Here is a 14,612-nt window from a genome sequence, read left to right as displayed (position 1 = left end):
CTTGAACACGCGGAAGCATTAACGTCACACTGGTGTTGTGCAATTCGTGAGGACGACTGCTGCGGCGCCCGACAGGGACGCCCCGACCCGTGAGCGGGTGGCTCGGTCGATCCTCGAGAACGGACCCTCCACGGCCGTGTCCCTGGCCGAGCGGCTCGAGCTCACCCCGGCCGCCGTACGCCGGCACCTCGAGCACCTGGCCGAGAGCGGCACCGTCGAGGGACGTGAGCAGAAGGTCTACGGCAGCCGGGGCCGCGGGCGCCCCGCCCGGGTCTTCGCGCTGACCGACGAGGGGCGCGACGCCTTCGACCAGCAGTACGACGACCTCGCCGTCGCCGCGCTGCGATTCCTCGCCGAGACGCAGGGCGACGACGCGGTCATGGAGTTCGCCCGCCGCCGGGTGGCCTTCGTCGAGCGCGACTACGCCGCCGTGACCGCCCAGGACCCCACGCTGACCCCGGCCGAGGCGCTGGCCCACGTCTTCACCGCCGGTGGCTACGCCGCCACCGTGCGCGACCTGCCCATCGGCGACCAGCTGTGCCAGCAGCACTGCCCGGTCGCCCACGTGGCCCACGAGTTCCCGCAGCTGTGCGAGGCCGAGACCGAGGCCATCGGCCGCGTCCTCGGCACCCACGTGCAGCGGCTGGCGACCATCGCCCACGGCGACGGCGTCTGCACGACCTGCATCCCCAGCACGACCGGTTCGACCGGCACGACCGGTTCGACCAGCACGACAGGTTCGACCAGCACGACCCAGACCACGAGGACCACCTCGAGCACCACGTCGACCAACAAGGAGAAGGCATGACCTCCATCGAAGAGCTCAACCCCGAGCTCCAGGGCATCGGCCGCTACGAGTTCGGCTGGGCCGACTCCGACGCCGCCGGCGCCACCGCGACGCGCGGGTTGAACGAGGACGTCGTCCGCGACATCTCCGCCAAGAAGAGCGAGCCGCAGTGGATGCTCGACCTGCGGCTGAAGGGCCTCAAGCTCTTCCACCGCAAGCCGATGCCGACCTGGGGCTCCGACCTCAGCGCGATCGACTTCGACAACATCAAGTACTTCGTGCGCTCCAGCGAGAAGCAGGCGACCTCGTGGGAGGAGCTCCCCGAGGACATCAAGAACACCTACGACAAGCTCGGCATCCCGGAGGCGGAGAAGCAGCGCCTCGTCGCCGGTGTCGCCGCGCAGTACGAGTCCGAGGTCGTCTACCACTCGATCCGTGAGGACCTCGAGGAGCAGGGCGTCCTGTTCCTCGACACCGACACTGCGCTCAAGACGCACCCGGAGCTCTTCCAGGAGTACTTCGGCACCGTGATCCCGGTCGGCGACAACAAGTTCGCCGCGCTCAACACCAGCGTCTGGTCGGGCGGCTCGTTCATCTACGTGCCCAAGGGCGTCCACGTGGACATCCCGCTGCAGGCCTACTTCCGGATCAACACCGAGAACATGGGCCAGTTCGAGCGCACGCTGATCATCGTCGACGAGGACGCCTACGTGCACTACGTCGAGGGCTGCACCGCGCCGATCTACTCCTCCGACTCGCTGCACTCCGCGGTCGTGGAGATCATCGTCAAGAAGGGTGGTCGCTGCCGCTACACGACCATCCAGAACTGGTCGAACAACGTCTACAACCTCGTCACCAAGCGCGCCACCTGCGAGGCCGGCGCGACCATGGAGTGGGTCGACGGCAACATCGGCTCCAAGGTGACGATGAAGTACCCCGCCATCTACCTCATGGGCGAGCACGCCAAGGGCGAGACGCTGTCCATCGCGTTCGCGGGCGAGGGCCAGCACCAGGACGCCGGCGCCAAGATGGTGCACGCCGCCCCCCACACCTCGAGCTCGATCCTGAGCAAGTCGGTGGCCCGCGGTGGCGGCCGTACGTCGTACCGCGGCCTCATCCAGGTCAACGAGGGCGCCCACGGCTCCAAGTCCAACGTGCTGTGCGACGCGCTGCTCGTCGACCAGATCTCGCGCTCGGACACCTATCCGTACGTCGACATCCGCGAGGACGACGTGTCGATGGGCCACGAGGCGAGCGTCTCCAAGGTCTCCGACGACCAGCTCTTCTACCTGATGTCTCGCGGCATGGAGCAGGACGAGGCGATGGCGATGATCGTGCGTGGCTTCGTGGAGCCCATCGCCAAGGAGCTCCCGATGGAGTACGCCCTCGAGCTCAACCGCCTGATCGAGCTGCAGATGGAGGGCGCGGTCGGCTGATCCTCCGGGATCGGCACCACCCCGCCCCACCCGCATCCGAAGAAAGAGAAGTAGTGACTGTCACGGATTCCGTTCGCTCCGCCCTCGAGGTGGACAAGGTCGAGAGCCACCTGCACCCGCAGGGCTCCTTCGACGTCGCCTCCCACGTGGTGCCCACCGGCCGCGAGGAGATCTGGCGCTTCACCCCGCTCAAGCGGCTCAAGGGCCTGCACGCCGACGCCGAGTTCCAGCCCAGCGCCACGGCGTGCACCTGGAACACCCCGGCCGGCGTGCGGGTCGAGGGCGTCGACGGCGACGAGGCCCGCGCGCTGCGCGGGGTCAGCGGCCTGGTGCCCAACACCCGCTTCGCGGCCAGGGTCCTCGCCGAGGTGCCCTCGACCCTGCTCGTGGACGTGCCGGACGACGCCGACGTCACCGAGCCGGTCGTCGTCGAGCTGGCCGGCTCGGACGCGGGTGTCACCGAGGCGGGCCACGTCGTGCTCCGCTTCGGCAGGCACTCGCGCGCCACGGTGGTGCTTAACCACACCGGCCACGCGTCCATGGCGCAGGTCGTGGAGGTCGTCGTGGGCGACGGCGCCCAGGCCTCGGTCATCTCGCTCCAGGACTGGGCCGACGACGCCGTGCACCTGACGCACCACCAGACGCTGGTCGGTCGCGACGCGACGTACAAGCACGTCGCGGTCAGCTTCGGCGGCGACGTCGTCCGGATGGACACCAACGTGACGTACGACGGTCCCGGCGGCTCGGCCGAGCTCCTCGGCCTCTACTTCGCCGACGCCGGCCAGCACATCGAGCACCGCCTCTTCGCCGACCACGACGCCCCGCGCACCAAGAGCAACGTCATGTACAAGGGCGCGCTCCAGGGGCAGGGCGCCCACACCGTGTGGGTCGGCAACGTGCTGATCCGCAAGGTCGCCGAGGGCATCGAGACCTACGAGGAGAACCGCAACCTCGTGCTGAGCGACGGCTGCCAGGCCGACTCGGTCCCCAACCTGGAGATCGAGACCGGCGAGATCGAGGGGGCCGGTCACGCCAGCGCGACCGCCCGCTTCGACGACGAGCAGCTGTTCTACCTCCGCGCGCGGGGGATCGACGACAAGGAGGCCCGCCGCCTCGTCGTGCACGGGTTCTTCAACGACCTGATCCGCCGCATCGGCGTGCCCTCCATCGAGGGCCAGCTGATGAGCACGGTCGAGGCCGAGCTCGCCAAGAACGTGCTGAGGGACGTCTGATGGCCTTCGTCCGTGCCTGCGCGCTCGCCGACGTCCGCGACGACGAGGCCCTCGCGGTCACCCTCGGCGACCACGAGGTCGCGGTCGCCCGCAACGGCGACGAGGTCTTCGCGATCCAGAACGAGTGCTCCCACGCCGCGGTCGCGCTGAGCGAGGGCGACGTCGCCGACTGCACGGTCGAGTGCTGGCTGCACGGCTCGCGCTTCGACCTGAGGACCGGCAAGCCCATCGGCCCGCCGGCCACCGAACCCGTAGCAACCTTCCCCGTCGAGGTCCGCGACAACGACGTGTACGTCGACACCACCACCACCCTGAACGGAGTCACCCCCGCATGAGCAAGCTCGAGATCACCGACCTCCAGGTCTCCGTCGAGACCGAGGACGGCCCCAAGCAGATCCTCAAGGGCGTCACCCTGACGATCAACGACGGCGAGACCCACGCGATCATGGGTCCGAACGGGTCGGGCAAGTCCACGCTGGCCTACTCCATCGCCGGTCACCCGAAGTACACGATCACCGGCGGCACGGTGACCCTCGACGGCCAGGACGTCCTCGCGATGTCCGTCGACGAGCGCGCCCGCGCCGGCCTCTTCCTGGCCATGCAGTACCCCGTCGAGGTCCCCGGCGTCTCGGTGTCCAACTTCCTGCGCACCGCCAAGACCGCGATCGACGGCGAGGCCCCCAAGCTCCGCACGTGGGTCAAGGACGTCAACGCCGCCCTCGAGCAGCTCAACCTCGACCCGACGTTCGGCACCCGCAACGTCAACGAGGGCTTCTCCGGCGGTGAGAAGAAGCGCCACGAGATCGCCCAGCTCGAGCTGCTGAACCCCCAGGTCGCGATCCTCGACGAGACCGACTCCGGCCTCGACATCGACGCGCTCAAGGTCGTCAGCGAGGGCGTCAACCGCTTCCGCTCGCAGGAGGGCAAGGGTGTCCTGCTGATCACCCACTACACCCGCATCCTGCGCTACATCACCCCCGACTTCGTCCACGTCTTCGTCGACGGCCGGATCGCCGAGCAGGGCGGGCCCGAGCTGGCCGACCAGCTCGAGGCCGAGGGCTACGACAAGTACACCAAGGCTGCGTCGGTCTGATCGACCTCCCGCACCCCACGACGTACGACGAGAGGAGACCAGCGATGAGCATCCCGGGACTGCTTCCCGAGCTGGAGGTCATCCGCAAGGACTTCCCCATCCTCGAGCGCGTGCTCGACGGTGGGCGCCCGCTGGTCTACCTCGACAGCGCCAACACCTCGCAGAAGCCGCAGGTCGTCATCGACACGATGGTCGACCACCTCGAGCACCACAACGCCAACGTGGCCCGCGCGATGCACCAGCTGGGCGCGGAGTCCTCGGAGGCCTTCGAGGCCGCCCGCGACAAGGTGGCGGCGTTCATCAAGGCGCCGAGCCGCGACGAGGTGATCTTCACCAAGAACGCCACCGAGGCGCTCAACCTCGTCGCCAACACCCTGGCGTGGCGTGGTGACCTGCAGGTCGGCGAGGGCGACGAGGTCGTCATCACCGAGATGGAGCACCACTCCAACATCGTGCCGTGGCAGCTCCTCACCGAGCGCACGGGCGCGACGCTGCGCTGGTTCGGGCTGACCGACGACGGTCGTCTCGACCTGTCGGACATCGACGAGCTCATCACCGAGCGCACCAAGGTGGTCTCGCTGGCCTGGGTGTCCAACATGCTGGGCACCATCAACCCGGTCCGCGAGATCGCCGACCGGGCGCACCAGGTCGGGGCGATCGTGGTCGTCGACGCGTCCCAGGCAGCTCCGCAGCTGCCGGTCGACGTGGTGGCCAGCGGCGCGGACGTGCTCGTCTTCACCGGCCACAAGGTGGTCGGGCCGACCGGCATCGGCGTGCTCTGGGGGCGCCGCGAGGTGCTCGAGGCGCTGCCGCCGTTCCACGGTGGCGGCGAGATGATCGAGACCGTCCGCATGGAGCGCTCGACGTACGCCGGGATCCCGCACAAGTTCGAGGCCGGTACGCCGCCGATCGTCGAGGCCGTGGGCCTCGGTGCCGCGGTGGACTACCTCGGCCACGTCGGGATGGACGCGATCCACGCCCACGAGCAGGCCATCACGGCCTACGCGCTCGAGGGGCTGCGGACCGTGCCCGGACTGACCGTGATGGGCCCGCTCGACGCGGCCTCGCGCGGGGGCGCGATCTCCTTCGAGATCACCGGCGTGCACCCGCACGACGTGGCCCAGGTCCTCGACTCGCGCGGCATCGCCGTCCGCGCCGGCCACCACTGCGCCAAGCCGGCGCACGCCCGCTTCGGGGTGCAGAGCTCGACGCGGATGTCGTCGTACCTCTACACGACCCCGGCCGAGATCGACGCCCTCGTCGACGGGCTGAACTACACCCGTTCCTACTTCAAGCTGGGGGAGTGATGGACCTCGACTCGCTCTACCAGGAGATCATCCTGGACCACTACAAGCACCCCCACCACGCGGGCCTGCGCGACCCGTACGAGGCGGAGGTGCACCACGTCAACCCCACCTGCGGCGACGAGCTGACGCTCCGCGTCCACCTCGCCGACGGCGTGGTCTCCGACGTGTCGTACGACGCCATGGGTTGCTCGATCTCGCAGGCCTCCGCCTCGGTGATGGCCGACCTGCTCATCGGCAAGGACGTCGACGAGGCCATGTCGATCCACCAGACGTTCCTGGAGCTGATGCAGGGCAAGGGCCAGGTCGAGCCCGACGAGGACGTCCTCGGGGACGGCATCGCGTTCGCCGGCGTCGCCAAGTTCCCCGCCCGCGTCAAGTGCGCCCTCCTGTCCTGGATGGCGTGGAAGGACGCGACCGCACAGAGTCTCGAGAAGGAGAAGGCATGACCAACGACAGCACCGGTGCCCCGGCCCAGACCGCCGCGCACCCCGTCGACCACGGCGACCTGCCCGACGTGCCCGCCGCCGGCGGTGGCACCAGCACCGTCACCGTCGACGACGTCACCGAGGCGATGAAGGACGTCGTGGACCCCGAGCTCGGGATCAACGTCGTCGACCTCGGCCTGGTCTACGGCGTGCACGTCGACGAGGGCAGCAACGCCGTCATCGACATGACGCTGACCTCGGCGGCCTGCCCGCTGACCGACGTCATCCAGGACCAGACCAACTCCGCCCTGGAGGGCCTCGTCAACGACGTGGCCATCAACTGGGTGTGGATGCCGCCGTGGGGCCCGGACAAGATCACCGACGACGGTCGCGAGCAGCTGCGGGCGCTGGGCTTCAACGTCTGAGCTCGTGTACCGGCGAAGCCGGGACGCGAACGCGAAGCGGTTGAGCGAGCCCCGCGGCCGAGCACGCGAGGTCGCGACGGGCGGGTCGAAACCCGTGCCCCATGGCTGCGGCTAGGGTTCGGGCATGAGTGACGCCGACGCGACCCTGGCCGAGCCGGACCACCCGGAGGTCCGCGCCTTCTGGGACGTCGCGCGCATGCACGCCAAGCTCAACGCCGCACCGTCGTACTTCGGGCCCACGCCGCTCGAGTCGGTCCCGCCGCCGGCCTGGTCCTACGGCGCCGACCCGGCCGAGGCCGAGGCGTTCGTCACGGCGGCGCTGGCCGACGAGGAGGGCACGACCACCGCCCCGCTCGCCGACCACGCCGGCGTGCTGCCGGAGGAGGGCGTGCTCTCGATCCTGTGCGACGGCGAGGGCCGGCCACGGGCGCTCGTCGAGGTCACGGCCGTTGAGGTCGTCGACGGCGAGGTGCGCGAGAGCTTCCGCGTCGTCTACCAGGGCGCCTGACCCGTGGCCGGGCGCACGACGTACCTCCTCGTCGACGGCGAGAACATCGACGCGACCCTCGGCAACTCGATCCTCGGACGTCGCCCGCGACCCGAGGAGCGACCCCGCTGGGACCGGCTCCTGGAGTGGACCGAGCGCGCCTTCGACCAGGACGTCACCGGCCTCTTCTTCCTCGCCGTCGGCTCGGAGCTGCCCACCACCTTCGTCCAGGCCCTGATCGCGATCGGCTTCAAGCCGGTCCCGCTCAGCGGGCCGGGCAAGGTCGTCGACATCGCCATCCAGCGCACGGCCGAGGCGCTGGTCGAGCGCGACGCCGACGTCGTCCTGGTCAGCCACGACGGTGACTTCGTCGACCAGGTGTCGCGGCTGTGCGACGGCAGCCGGCAGGTCGGGGTCGTCGGCTTCAACGAGTTCGTCAACGGGTCCTTCCGCGGGCTGCCCGGCCTGCGGATCATCGACCTCGAGCACGACGTCGGCGCCTTCACCTCCGCGCTCCCGCGGGTGCGCGTCATCCCCATCGACCAGTTCGACCCGCTCGACTTCCTCTGAGCCGTGCCCCTCGTCCTGGTCCCGCCCGCGCGCCTCGAGCGCTGGGTCGACAACTTCGTGGCCCGGCACGGCCCGACCTCGTACGCCGTCGTGGGCGGAGCGCTGCGCGGGGAGGCCGACGACGGCTCGTCGTTCGTCGCCCGGCTGCCGCTCGCGGCGTCGTACGACGGCGTCCCCGACGTCGCGGGCCTGCTCGCCGCGGCGACTCCTCCGGACCGGTGGGGGGTGCTGCTGGTGCGCAAGGGCGGCTTCGCCGTGGCCCGCCTCGAGGGGCCGCGGATGGTCGAGCACAAGATCGGCCAGCGCCACGTCCAGGGCCGGACCAAGGCCGGCGGGCAAAGCCAGCAGCGCTTCGCGCGCCGGCGCGACAACCAGGCCCGGCAGGCCTACGAGGCGGCCGCCGAGCACGCGGCCCGCATCCTGCGTCCCGGGCCGGTGGTGACCGGGGGAGACCGCACCGCCGTCGAGGAGGTGCTCGGCGACGTCCGGCTGACCGGGCTGCGGGTCGTCGAGCCGTGGCTCGCCGTGCCGGACCCGCGCCGCGCGGTGCTCGACCAGGCGGTCGCGGACGGACAGTCGCTCGGCGTCGACGTCACCAACGCCTGATCGACCGCGGCGCCGGCCCCGCGGGCCGTAGCATCGGTCCCGTGGCTGATCCCATCGAGATCTCCGGCCTGGTCAAGACGTTCGGGCACGTGCGTGCCCTGGACGGCCTGGACCTCGACGTCGCGCAGGGCGAGATCCACGGCTTCCTGGGACCCAACGGCTCGGGCAAGTCCACCACCATCCGGGTGCTGCTCGGCATGCTGCGCAAGGACGGCGGTGAGGTGCGGCTGTTCGGCAGCGACCCGTGGGCCCACGCGGCGGACCTGCACCGCCGGCTGGCCTACGTCCCGGGCGAGGTCAACCTGTGGCCCTCCCTGACCGGAGGCGAGGTCATCGACCTGCTCGGCCGGCTCCGGGGAGGCCTGGACGAGCGTCGGAGGGCCGAGCTGCTCGAGCGCTTCGAGCTCGACCCGACCAAGAAGGGGCGCGCCTACTCGAAGGGGAACCGGCAGAAGGTCGCCCTGGTGGCCGCCCTGGCCAGTGACGTCGAGCTCCTCGTCCTCGACGAGCCGACGAGCGGGCTGGACCCGCTCATGGAGTCGGTCTTCCAGGAGTGCGTCGACCACTTCCGCGACAGCGGGCGCACGGTGCTGCTCTCCAGCCACATCCTGGCCGAGGTCGAGAGGCTGTGCGACCGGGTGAGCATCATCAGGGCCGGGCGCCGGGTCGAGACCGGCACCCTGAGCGAGCTGCGGCACCTCACGCGCACCTCCGTGGCGGCCGAGACGGTGCGCCCCCTGGCCGGTCTCGACGGGCTGTCCGGTGTGCACGACCTGGAGATCGACGGTCACCGGGTCTTCTTCGAGGTCGACACCGCCCGGCTCGGGGAGGCGCTGGGGATCATCCAGGAGGCGGGTGTGGCGTCCCTGACGGCGACGCCCCCGACGTTGGAGGAGCTGTTCCTGCGCCACTACGGCGACCACACGAAGCCGCCCCCGTGACCGGGACCTGGACCCTGCTGCGCCACTTCCTGTGGCGGGACCGCTGGATGCTGACGTGGTGGTCGCTGGGCACGACGGTGCTCTACTGGTCACAGGCCGTGAGCGTGAAGGGCCTCTACGCCACGCAGGCCGAGTTCGACGCGGCGGCGGCCAGCATGGAGGGCAACGCCGCACTCATCTCGATGGCCGGCCCGGCACGCGCGCTCAACACCGTCGGGGGACAGGTGACCTGGCAGGCGACGGCCTTCGGGGCGATCGTGGTGGGCCTCATGTCGATGTTCCTCGTCGTGCGGCACACGCGGGCCGAGGAGGAGTCGGGGCGCGACGAGCTGCTGCGCGCGGCCGCCATCGGGCGCGCGGCGCCGACGGTGGCCGCCGTGCTGGTGGCGCTCGTCGCCAACGTGCTGGCCGGCGCCCTCGTGGCGGCCAGCCTCGTCTCCGTGCCGCTCGCGGTGGCCGACTCGGTCGCCCTCGGCGTCGGCCTCGCCGCGGTGGGCGCCGTGTTCACGGGCACCGCGCTCCTCGCGGCCCAGCTGACCGGCGGCGCCCGCGCGGCGTACGGGCTGGCGGGCGCCGTGCTCGCCGTCGCCTACGTGCTGCGCGCCATCGGTGACGTGGGCACCCCGTTCCTCACCTGGATCTCGCCGATCGGCTGGTACCAGGGGATGTACGCGTTCTCAGGGCTGCGGTGGTGGCCGATGCTGCCGCTGCTCGCCGCGGCCGTGCTGGCCCTCGCCGCGGCCCTGTGGGTCTTCGCGCGCCGTGACTTCGGCGCCGGGGTGCTGCCGACGCGTCCCGGACCGGCCCGCGCGTCCGCCGCGCTGACCCGCGGCCTCGGCCTGGCCACGCGCCTCCAGCGGGGCTCCGTCATCGGCTGGGCGATCGGGATGTGGCTGATGGGGCTGGCCTACGGGTCCATGGGCTCGGACGTGGGCGACCTGATCGGCGACAGCGAGCTCAGCCGCGACATGTTCGCCCGCGGCGCGGGCGACCTGGTGGACGGCTTCTACGCCACGGCCATCGTGCTGCTGGCGCTGATGTCGTGCGGCTTCGCCGTCAGCAGCGCCCTGCGCCCGCGCGGCGACGAGGACGTGGGGCGCGTCGAGGTGCTGCTCGCGACCGGCCTGTCCCGGACCCGGTGGCTCCTGGCCTCCATGGCGGTCACGGTGGCGGGCTCCGTCGTCGTCGTGCTGGCCGCCGGGCTCGGGCTCGGCTCCGGCTACGCCCTGGTGACCGGGGACGACGCCGCGGTGGTCGACCTCACCGTCGCCACCGTGCCGTACGTCGCGCCGGTGCTGGCGACAGCCGCCGTGGCCAGCCTGCTCTTCGGGCTGGCGCCGCGCCTGGCCGGCCTGGCCTGGCTGGTGCTCGGGTATGCGGTCGTGGTGCTGATGTTCGGCGAGCTCCTCTCCATCCCCGAGCGGCTGCAGGGGTTGTCCCCGTTCCACCACCTGGCGCTGGTGCCGGCCGAGGACTTCCGGTGGGCCCCCTTCCTCGCTCTCACGGCGCTCGCCGCCGTGCTGGGCGGGGCCGGGGTCGCGGCGTTCACGCGCCGCGACGTCGAGGTCCGCTAGCGTCCTCGCCATGTGGCAGCCCGAGCCCGGTTGGCAGCGCCTCCCGGGCGCCGGCCCGTCCACGTTCGGGGTGTGGTCCGCGGTCGAGGACGGTCGCGAGGTCGTGGTCAAGCGGCTGGCCGCCCCGGAGCCGCCCGACCCGCCCGGCCTGTCCGATCCCCGCGACGCCAACTACTGGCGCCGGGCCGCCGACGTGGCGCTCGCGGGCGTCGTACGCCGCACGCCCGGACTGCGGGAGGCGGTGGTCGTGCGCATCGAGGAGGACGACGACGGCGTGACGGTCGTGCACGAGCGGGTGGTGGGCGAGGCGCCCACCGGCCTGTTCATCGCCCACAGCCTCGGCCGCTTCGCGGGTGCGGACCTCGGCGGCGAGCCCTGGCTGGCCAGCGGACAGCTGCGCACCCGGCTGGCGCTCGTGGAGCGGCGCGGCGGGTGGCGCACCCTGGCGCGCACACCGACCGCCGACATCGCCGAGCACCTCTGGAGCCGTCGCGAGTCGTGGCTCGGGCGCTGCGACGAGCTGCCGCGCGTCGCCCAGCACGGGGACCCGGTGGCGGCCAACGTGCCGGTGCGCGCCGGCGACGACGCCGTCGCCATCGACTGGTCGCACCTGGGCACCGGCCCGGTGGGCGCCGACCTCGGCTACCTGTCCCTCTCGTCGCGCGAGGGCTTCGAGCCGCTGCTGGACGCCTACGTCGAGGGCCTCCCCGCGGGGCTCGCGACCCGGGAGCAGGCCGCGCTCGGAGCCCAGGTGACGGCCGTCTACACCGCGCTCACCCGCGTCGACTGGGCGCTGAGCCGGGTCGCCGACGGGGAGGGCGCGCTCGCCGGCAAGTTCCGCCACCCCGCCGTCGCGCCGTACATCGTCGCGATGCAGCGCCAGGTGACCCAGATCGAGGCCCTGCTCGGCTGAGACCGGGCCGGCGGCTGGGTAGTCCGTGACGATCGGACCCTCGAACCGGGCGGTCCGGGGTCCGATCGTCACGGACTACGCCGAGATGAGGCTCAGAGCTGGTCGGCCGCGAACGTGTCGCAGGCCTGCAGCGTGCCCTGCTCGTAGCCCGTGGTGAACCAGCGCACGCGCTGCTCCGACGACCCGTGGGTCCAGCCCTCGGGGTCGACGCGCTGGCCCGACTTCTGCTGGATGCGGTCGTCGCCGACGGTCTTGGCCGAGTCGATGGCCTCGTTGATGTCGCCCTCGTCGAGGTCGGCGAGGATGCCGTCACCGTCGCTGGCGTCGCGAGTCCACATGCCGGCGTAGCAGTCGGCCTGCAGCTCGAGCCGCACCGCGTCGGACTCGGGTCCCTGCTGGGTGCGGACCCGGCCCATCGTGCCGAGGAGGTTCTGGATGTGGTGGCCGTACTCGTGGCCGAGGACGTAGGGCTCGACGAAGTCGCCGCCCTGGCCGCCGAGCTGGCCCTCGAGCACGTCGGAGAAGAACGTGGTGTCGAGGTAGACCTGCTGGTCGGCCGGGCAGTAGAACGGGCCGACCTGGGAGGTGGCCTGGCCGCACCCGGTGCCGACGCCGCCGCTGAAGGTGATGATCTGGGCCGGCGTGAACTCGGTCCCGCCCTGCTCGGGCAGGGTCTTCGCCCAGTACTGCTCGAGGGAGTAGGCCACCGCCTTGCGGGCGCAGTCGACGTCGTCGTTGGCGTCGGCGCCGGTCTTGCAGTTGGCGTAGCGGTCGCTGTCCTCGTCGAGGCCCGAGGGGTTGCCGCCCTGGCCGGACGGGTCGATCCCGGTGCCGGTGCTGCCGCCGCCGCCCATGCACTGGGTCAGCACGAGGAACAGGATGATCACCAGGATGCCGCCGATGCCGCCGCCCGCCTTGGTGCCGCCGGGCATCGGGATCCGCATGGGGCCGCCGCCCCCGCCACCGCCGCCGCCACGGCCGGCATCGCCGACGCGACCCCCGCTGATGTCAGCCTTCGGGTTGAACCGCATGAGGAGCGCCTTTCGACGGAGCAGGGTGGTCGGGGGGCAGGCTAACGCGCCCGCGGCCGATCGTGCGTCAGCGCCGATTCCAAAGGGTGGGTCGGATCTCCGTAGACTGGGCAGCGATGATCACCGCCCAGCAGCTCGAGGTCCGCGCGGGCGCTCGCCTCCTCATGGAGAACGTCTCCTTCCGCATCGCGGCAGGCGACAAGGTCGGCCTCGTCGGCCGCAACGGCGCCGGCAAGACCACCCTCACCAAGATCCTCGCCGGCGAGGCCCAGCCGGCCTCCGGGACCGTCCTGTCGAAGGGCGAGATCGGCTACCTGCCGCAGGACCCGCGCATCGGCAACCCCGAGGTCCTGGCCCGCGAGCGGATCCTGTCCGCCCGAGGTCTCGACGACGTCGTACGCCGCCTGCGCGACGCCGAGGTCGAGATGGCCTCCGAGGACCCCGCGGTCCACGAGCGCGGCATGAAGCGCTGGACGCGGGCCGACGCCGAGCTGCACGCCGGGGGCGGTTACGCCGCGGAGTCCGAGGCCGCTCAGATCGCCAGCAGCCTCGGCATCGAGACCCGGCTGCTCGACCAGCCGCTGAAGACGCTGTCCGGCGGCCAGCGCCGACGCGTCGAGCTCGCCCGCATCCTGTTCTCCGGCGCCGAGACGCTGCTCCTCGACGAGCCCACCAACCACCTCGACGCCGACTCGATCGTCTGGCTGCGCGGCTTCCTGGCCTCCCACCGCGGCGGCCTCATCGTGATCAGCCACGACAACGCCCTGCTCGAGGCGACGGTCAACAAGGTCATGCACCTCGACGCCAACCGCGGCGTCATCGACGTCTACAACATGGGTTGGAAGAACTACCTCACCCAGCGCGAGACCGACGAGCGTCGCCGCAAGCGCGAGCGGGCCAACGCCGAGACCAAGGCCAAGACCCTCACCGACCAGGCCAACAAGATGCGCGCCAAGGCCTCCAAGGCCACCGCCGCGCAGTCGATGCTCAAGCGGGCCGAGAAGATGATGGCGGGCCTCGAGGGCGAGCGTGCCTCCGACAAGGTGGCGCGGATCAAGTTCCCCGCCCCGGCCGCTTGCGGCAAGACCCCGATCACCGCCGAGGAGCTGTCGAAGTCCTACGGCTCGCTCGAGGTCTTCACCGACGTCGACCTGGCCATCGACCGCGGCTCGCGCGTGGTGATCCTGGGCCTCAACGGCGCCGGCAAGACCACGATGCTGCGGATCCTGGCCGGCGTGGACGAGGCCGACACCGGTCGGGTGCTGCCCGGCCACGGCCTCAAGGTCGGCTACTACGCCCAGGAGCACGAGACCCTCGACACCGGTCGCACGGTCCTGGAGAACATGCAGTCGGCGGCACCCCAGCTCACCGACAGCGAGGCGCGCAGCGTGCTGGGCTCCTTCCTCTTCTCCGGCGATGACGCGCACAAGTCCGCGGCCGTGCTCTCCGGCGGCGAGAAGACCCGGCTGGCCCTGGCCGCCCTGGTCGTCTCCAGCGCCAACGTGCTGCTGCTCGACGAGCCCACCAACAACCTCGACCCGGCGTCGCGGGAAGAAGTGCTGGCCGCGATCCGTTCCTACGAGGGAGCGATCATCCTCGTCACCCACGACGAGGGGGCCGTGCGGGCCCTCGAGCCCGACCGTGTCCTGCTGCTCCCCGACGGGGACGAGGACCTGTGGAACGAGGGCTACCTCGACCTCGTCTCGCTCGCCTGAGCAGGAGCACCGCCGACTTGTCCTCATGTGGACATGAAGTCCTAGCCTCCCGATCGGGACGTGACGTAGC

At 71.3% G+C, this 14,612-nt stretch carries 16 protein-coding genes; 15 read left to right on the top strand and 1 reads right to left on the bottom strand.

Features of this window, described 5'->3' with window-relative positions; all coding sequences use genetic code 11:
* Positions 1–46: 46 nt before the first annotated feature.
* The 14 genes from ASG94_RS00770 to ASG94_RS00705 all read left to right on the top strand — a co-directional run bounded on the left by ASG94_RS00770 (position 47) and on the right by ASG94_RS00705 (position 11,796).
* A complete protein-coding gene (locus tag ASG94_RS00770; RefSeq protein ID WP_235537075.1) occupies positions 47–808 on the top strand; it encodes a helix-turn-helix transcriptional regulator in 762 nt (253 codons plus the stop codon).
* Positions 805–2,223, top strand: a complete 1,419-nt coding sequence (sufB, locus tag ASG94_RS00765; protein ID WP_056924549.1) for a Fe-S cluster assembly protein SufB — start codon at positions 805–807, stop codon at positions 2,221–2,223. The genes ASG94_RS00770 and sufB overlap by 4 nt, the downstream gene beginning before the upstream one ends.
* Positions 2,224–2,276: 53 nt before the next feature.
* Complete coding sequence (gene sufD / locus ASG94_RS00760) at positions 2,277–3,455, top strand: Fe-S cluster assembly protein SufD (protein WP_056924548.1); 1,179 nt, start codon at positions 2,277–2,279, stop codon at positions 3,453–3,455.
* Positions 3,455–3,790, top strand: a complete 336-nt coding sequence (locus tag ASG94_RS00755) for a non-heme iron oxygenase ferredoxin subunit (protein WP_056924547.1) — start codon at positions 3,455–3,457, stop codon at positions 3,788–3,790. The genes sufD and ASG94_RS00755 overlap by 1 nt, the downstream gene beginning before the upstream one ends.
* Positions 3,787–4,548: a Fe-S cluster assembly ATPase SufC gene (gene sufC, locus ASG94_RS00750; protein ID WP_056924546.1), complete on the top strand. Its 762-nt coding sequence runs from the start codon at positions 3,787–3,789 to the stop codon at positions 4,546–4,548. Before ASG94_RS00755 ends, sufC begins: the two co-directional genes overlap by 4 nt.
* Positions 4,549–4,592: 44 nt before the next feature.
* Positions 4,593–5,855, top strand: coding sequence for a cysteine desulfurase (locus ASG94_RS00745; protein WP_056924545.1), 1,263 nt, complete (start codon positions 4,593–4,595; stop codon positions 5,853–5,855).
* Positions 5,855–6,301, top strand: coding sequence for a Fe-S cluster assembly sulfur transfer protein SufU (gene sufU / locus ASG94_RS00740; protein WP_056924544.1), 447 nt, complete (start codon positions 5,855–5,857; stop codon positions 6,299–6,301). The genes ASG94_RS00745 and sufU overlap by 1 nt, the downstream gene beginning before the upstream one ends.
* Positions 6,298–6,705, top strand: coding sequence for a metal-sulfur cluster assembly factor (locus ASG94_RS00735; RefSeq protein WP_056924543.1), 408 nt, complete (start codon positions 6,298–6,300; stop codon positions 6,703–6,705). The genes sufU and ASG94_RS00735 overlap by 4 nt, the downstream gene beginning before the upstream one ends.
* A gap of 124 nt (positions 6,706–6,829) precedes the next feature.
* Complete coding sequence (locus ASG94_RS00730) at positions 6,830–7,213, top strand: hypothetical protein (protein WP_056924542.1); 384 nt, start codon at positions 6,830–6,832, stop codon at positions 7,211–7,213.
* A gap of 3 nt (positions 7,214–7,216) precedes the next feature.
* Positions 7,217–7,762: an NYN domain-containing protein gene (locus tag ASG94_RS00725; RefSeq protein ID WP_056924541.1), complete on the top strand. Its 546-nt coding sequence runs from the start codon at positions 7,217–7,219 to the stop codon at positions 7,760–7,762.
* 3 nt (positions 7,763–7,765) lie between these two features.
* A complete protein-coding gene (locus tag ASG94_RS00720) occupies positions 7,766–8,368 on the top strand; it encodes an acVLRF1 family peptidyl-tRNA hydrolase (RefSeq protein ID WP_056924540.1) in 603 nt (200 codons plus the stop codon).
* Between the two features lie 41 nt (positions 8,369–8,409).
* Positions 8,410–9,309, top strand: coding sequence for an ABC transporter ATP-binding protein (locus tag ASG94_RS00715; RefSeq protein WP_056924539.1), 900 nt, complete (start codon positions 8,410–8,412; stop codon positions 9,307–9,309).
* The gene (locus tag ASG94_RS00710) at positions 9,306–10,883 is read left to right on the top strand and encodes an ABC transporter permease (protein WP_056924538.1); all 1,578 of its coding nucleotides are present in this window, start codon (positions 9,306–9,308) and stop codon (positions 10,881–10,883) included. The genes ASG94_RS00715 and ASG94_RS00710 overlap by 4 nt, the downstream gene beginning before the upstream one ends.
* 10 nt (positions 10,884–10,893) lie before the next feature.
* Positions 10,894–11,796, top strand: coding sequence for a phosphotransferase (locus ASG94_RS00705; protein ID WP_056924537.1), 903 nt, complete (start codon positions 10,894–10,896; stop codon positions 11,794–11,796).
* Positions 11,797–11,888: 92 nt separating this feature from the next.
* Here ASG94_RS00705 and ypfJ read toward each other — a convergent pair whose 3' ends face one another.
* Positions 11,889–12,827, bottom strand: coding sequence for a KPN_02809 family neutral zinc metallopeptidase (ypfJ, locus tag ASG94_RS00700; RefSeq protein WP_056924536.1), 939 nt, complete (start codon positions 12,825–12,827; stop codon positions 11,889–11,891).
* A gap of 116 nt (positions 12,828–12,943) precedes the next feature.
* Between ypfJ and ASG94_RS00695 the strand changes: the two genes are divergently transcribed.
* Positions 12,944–14,542, top strand: coding sequence for an ABC-F family ATP-binding cassette domain-containing protein (locus ASG94_RS00695; RefSeq protein WP_056924535.1), 1,599 nt, complete (start codon positions 12,944–12,946; stop codon positions 14,540–14,542).
* The last annotated feature ends 70 nt before the right edge of the window (positions 14,543–14,612 follow it).

The sequence above is a fragment of the Nocardioides sp. Soil805 genome (genome assembly GCF_001429625.1).
Classification (GTDB): Bacteria; Actinomycetota; Actinomycetes; order Propionibacteriales; family Nocardioidaceae; genus Nocardioides.
This window is presented reverse-complemented; position numbering and strand designations above follow the sequence as displayed.

Bases quoted from the DNA above. Each gene is read 5' to 3' on its own strand.
- ASG94_RS00735 (WP_056924543.1), top strand. From the start codon at position 6,298: ATGACCAACGACAGCACCGGTGCCCCGGCCCAGACCGCCGCGCACCCC.
- ASG94_RS00705 (WP_056924537.1), top strand. From the start codon at position 10,894: ATGTGGCAGCCCGAGCCCGGTTGGCAGCGCCTCCCGGGCGCCGGCCCG.
- sufC (WP_056924546.1), top strand. From the start codon at position 3,787: ATGAGCAAGCTCGAGATCACCGACCTCCAGGTCTCCGTCGAGACCGAG.
- ASG94_RS00695 (WP_056924535.1), top strand. From the start codon at position 12,944: ATGATCACCGCCCAGCAGCTCGAGGTCCGCGCGGGCGCTCGCCTCCTC.
- ASG94_RS00755 (WP_056924547.1), top strand. From the start codon at position 3,455: ATGGCCTTCGTCCGTGCCTGCGCGCTCGCCGACGTCCGCGACGACGAG.
- ASG94_RS00730 (WP_056924542.1), top strand. From the start codon at position 6,830: ATGAGTGACGCCGACGCGACCCTGGCCGAGCCGGACCACCCGGAGGTC.
- sufU (WP_056924544.1), top strand. From the start codon at position 5,855: ATGGACCTCGACTCGCTCTACCAGGAGATCATCCTGGACCACTACAAG.
- sufB (WP_056924549.1), top strand. From the start codon at position 805: ATGACCTCCATCGAAGAGCTCAACCCCGAGCTCCAGGGCATCGGCCGC.
- ypfJ (WP_056924536.1), bottom strand. From the start codon at position 12,827: ATGCGGTTCAACCCGAAGGCTGACATCAGCGGGGGTCGCGTCGGCGAT.
- ASG94_RS00745 (WP_056924545.1), top strand. From the start codon at position 4,593: ATGAGCATCCCGGGACTGCTTCCCGAGCTGGAGGTCATCCGCAAGGAC.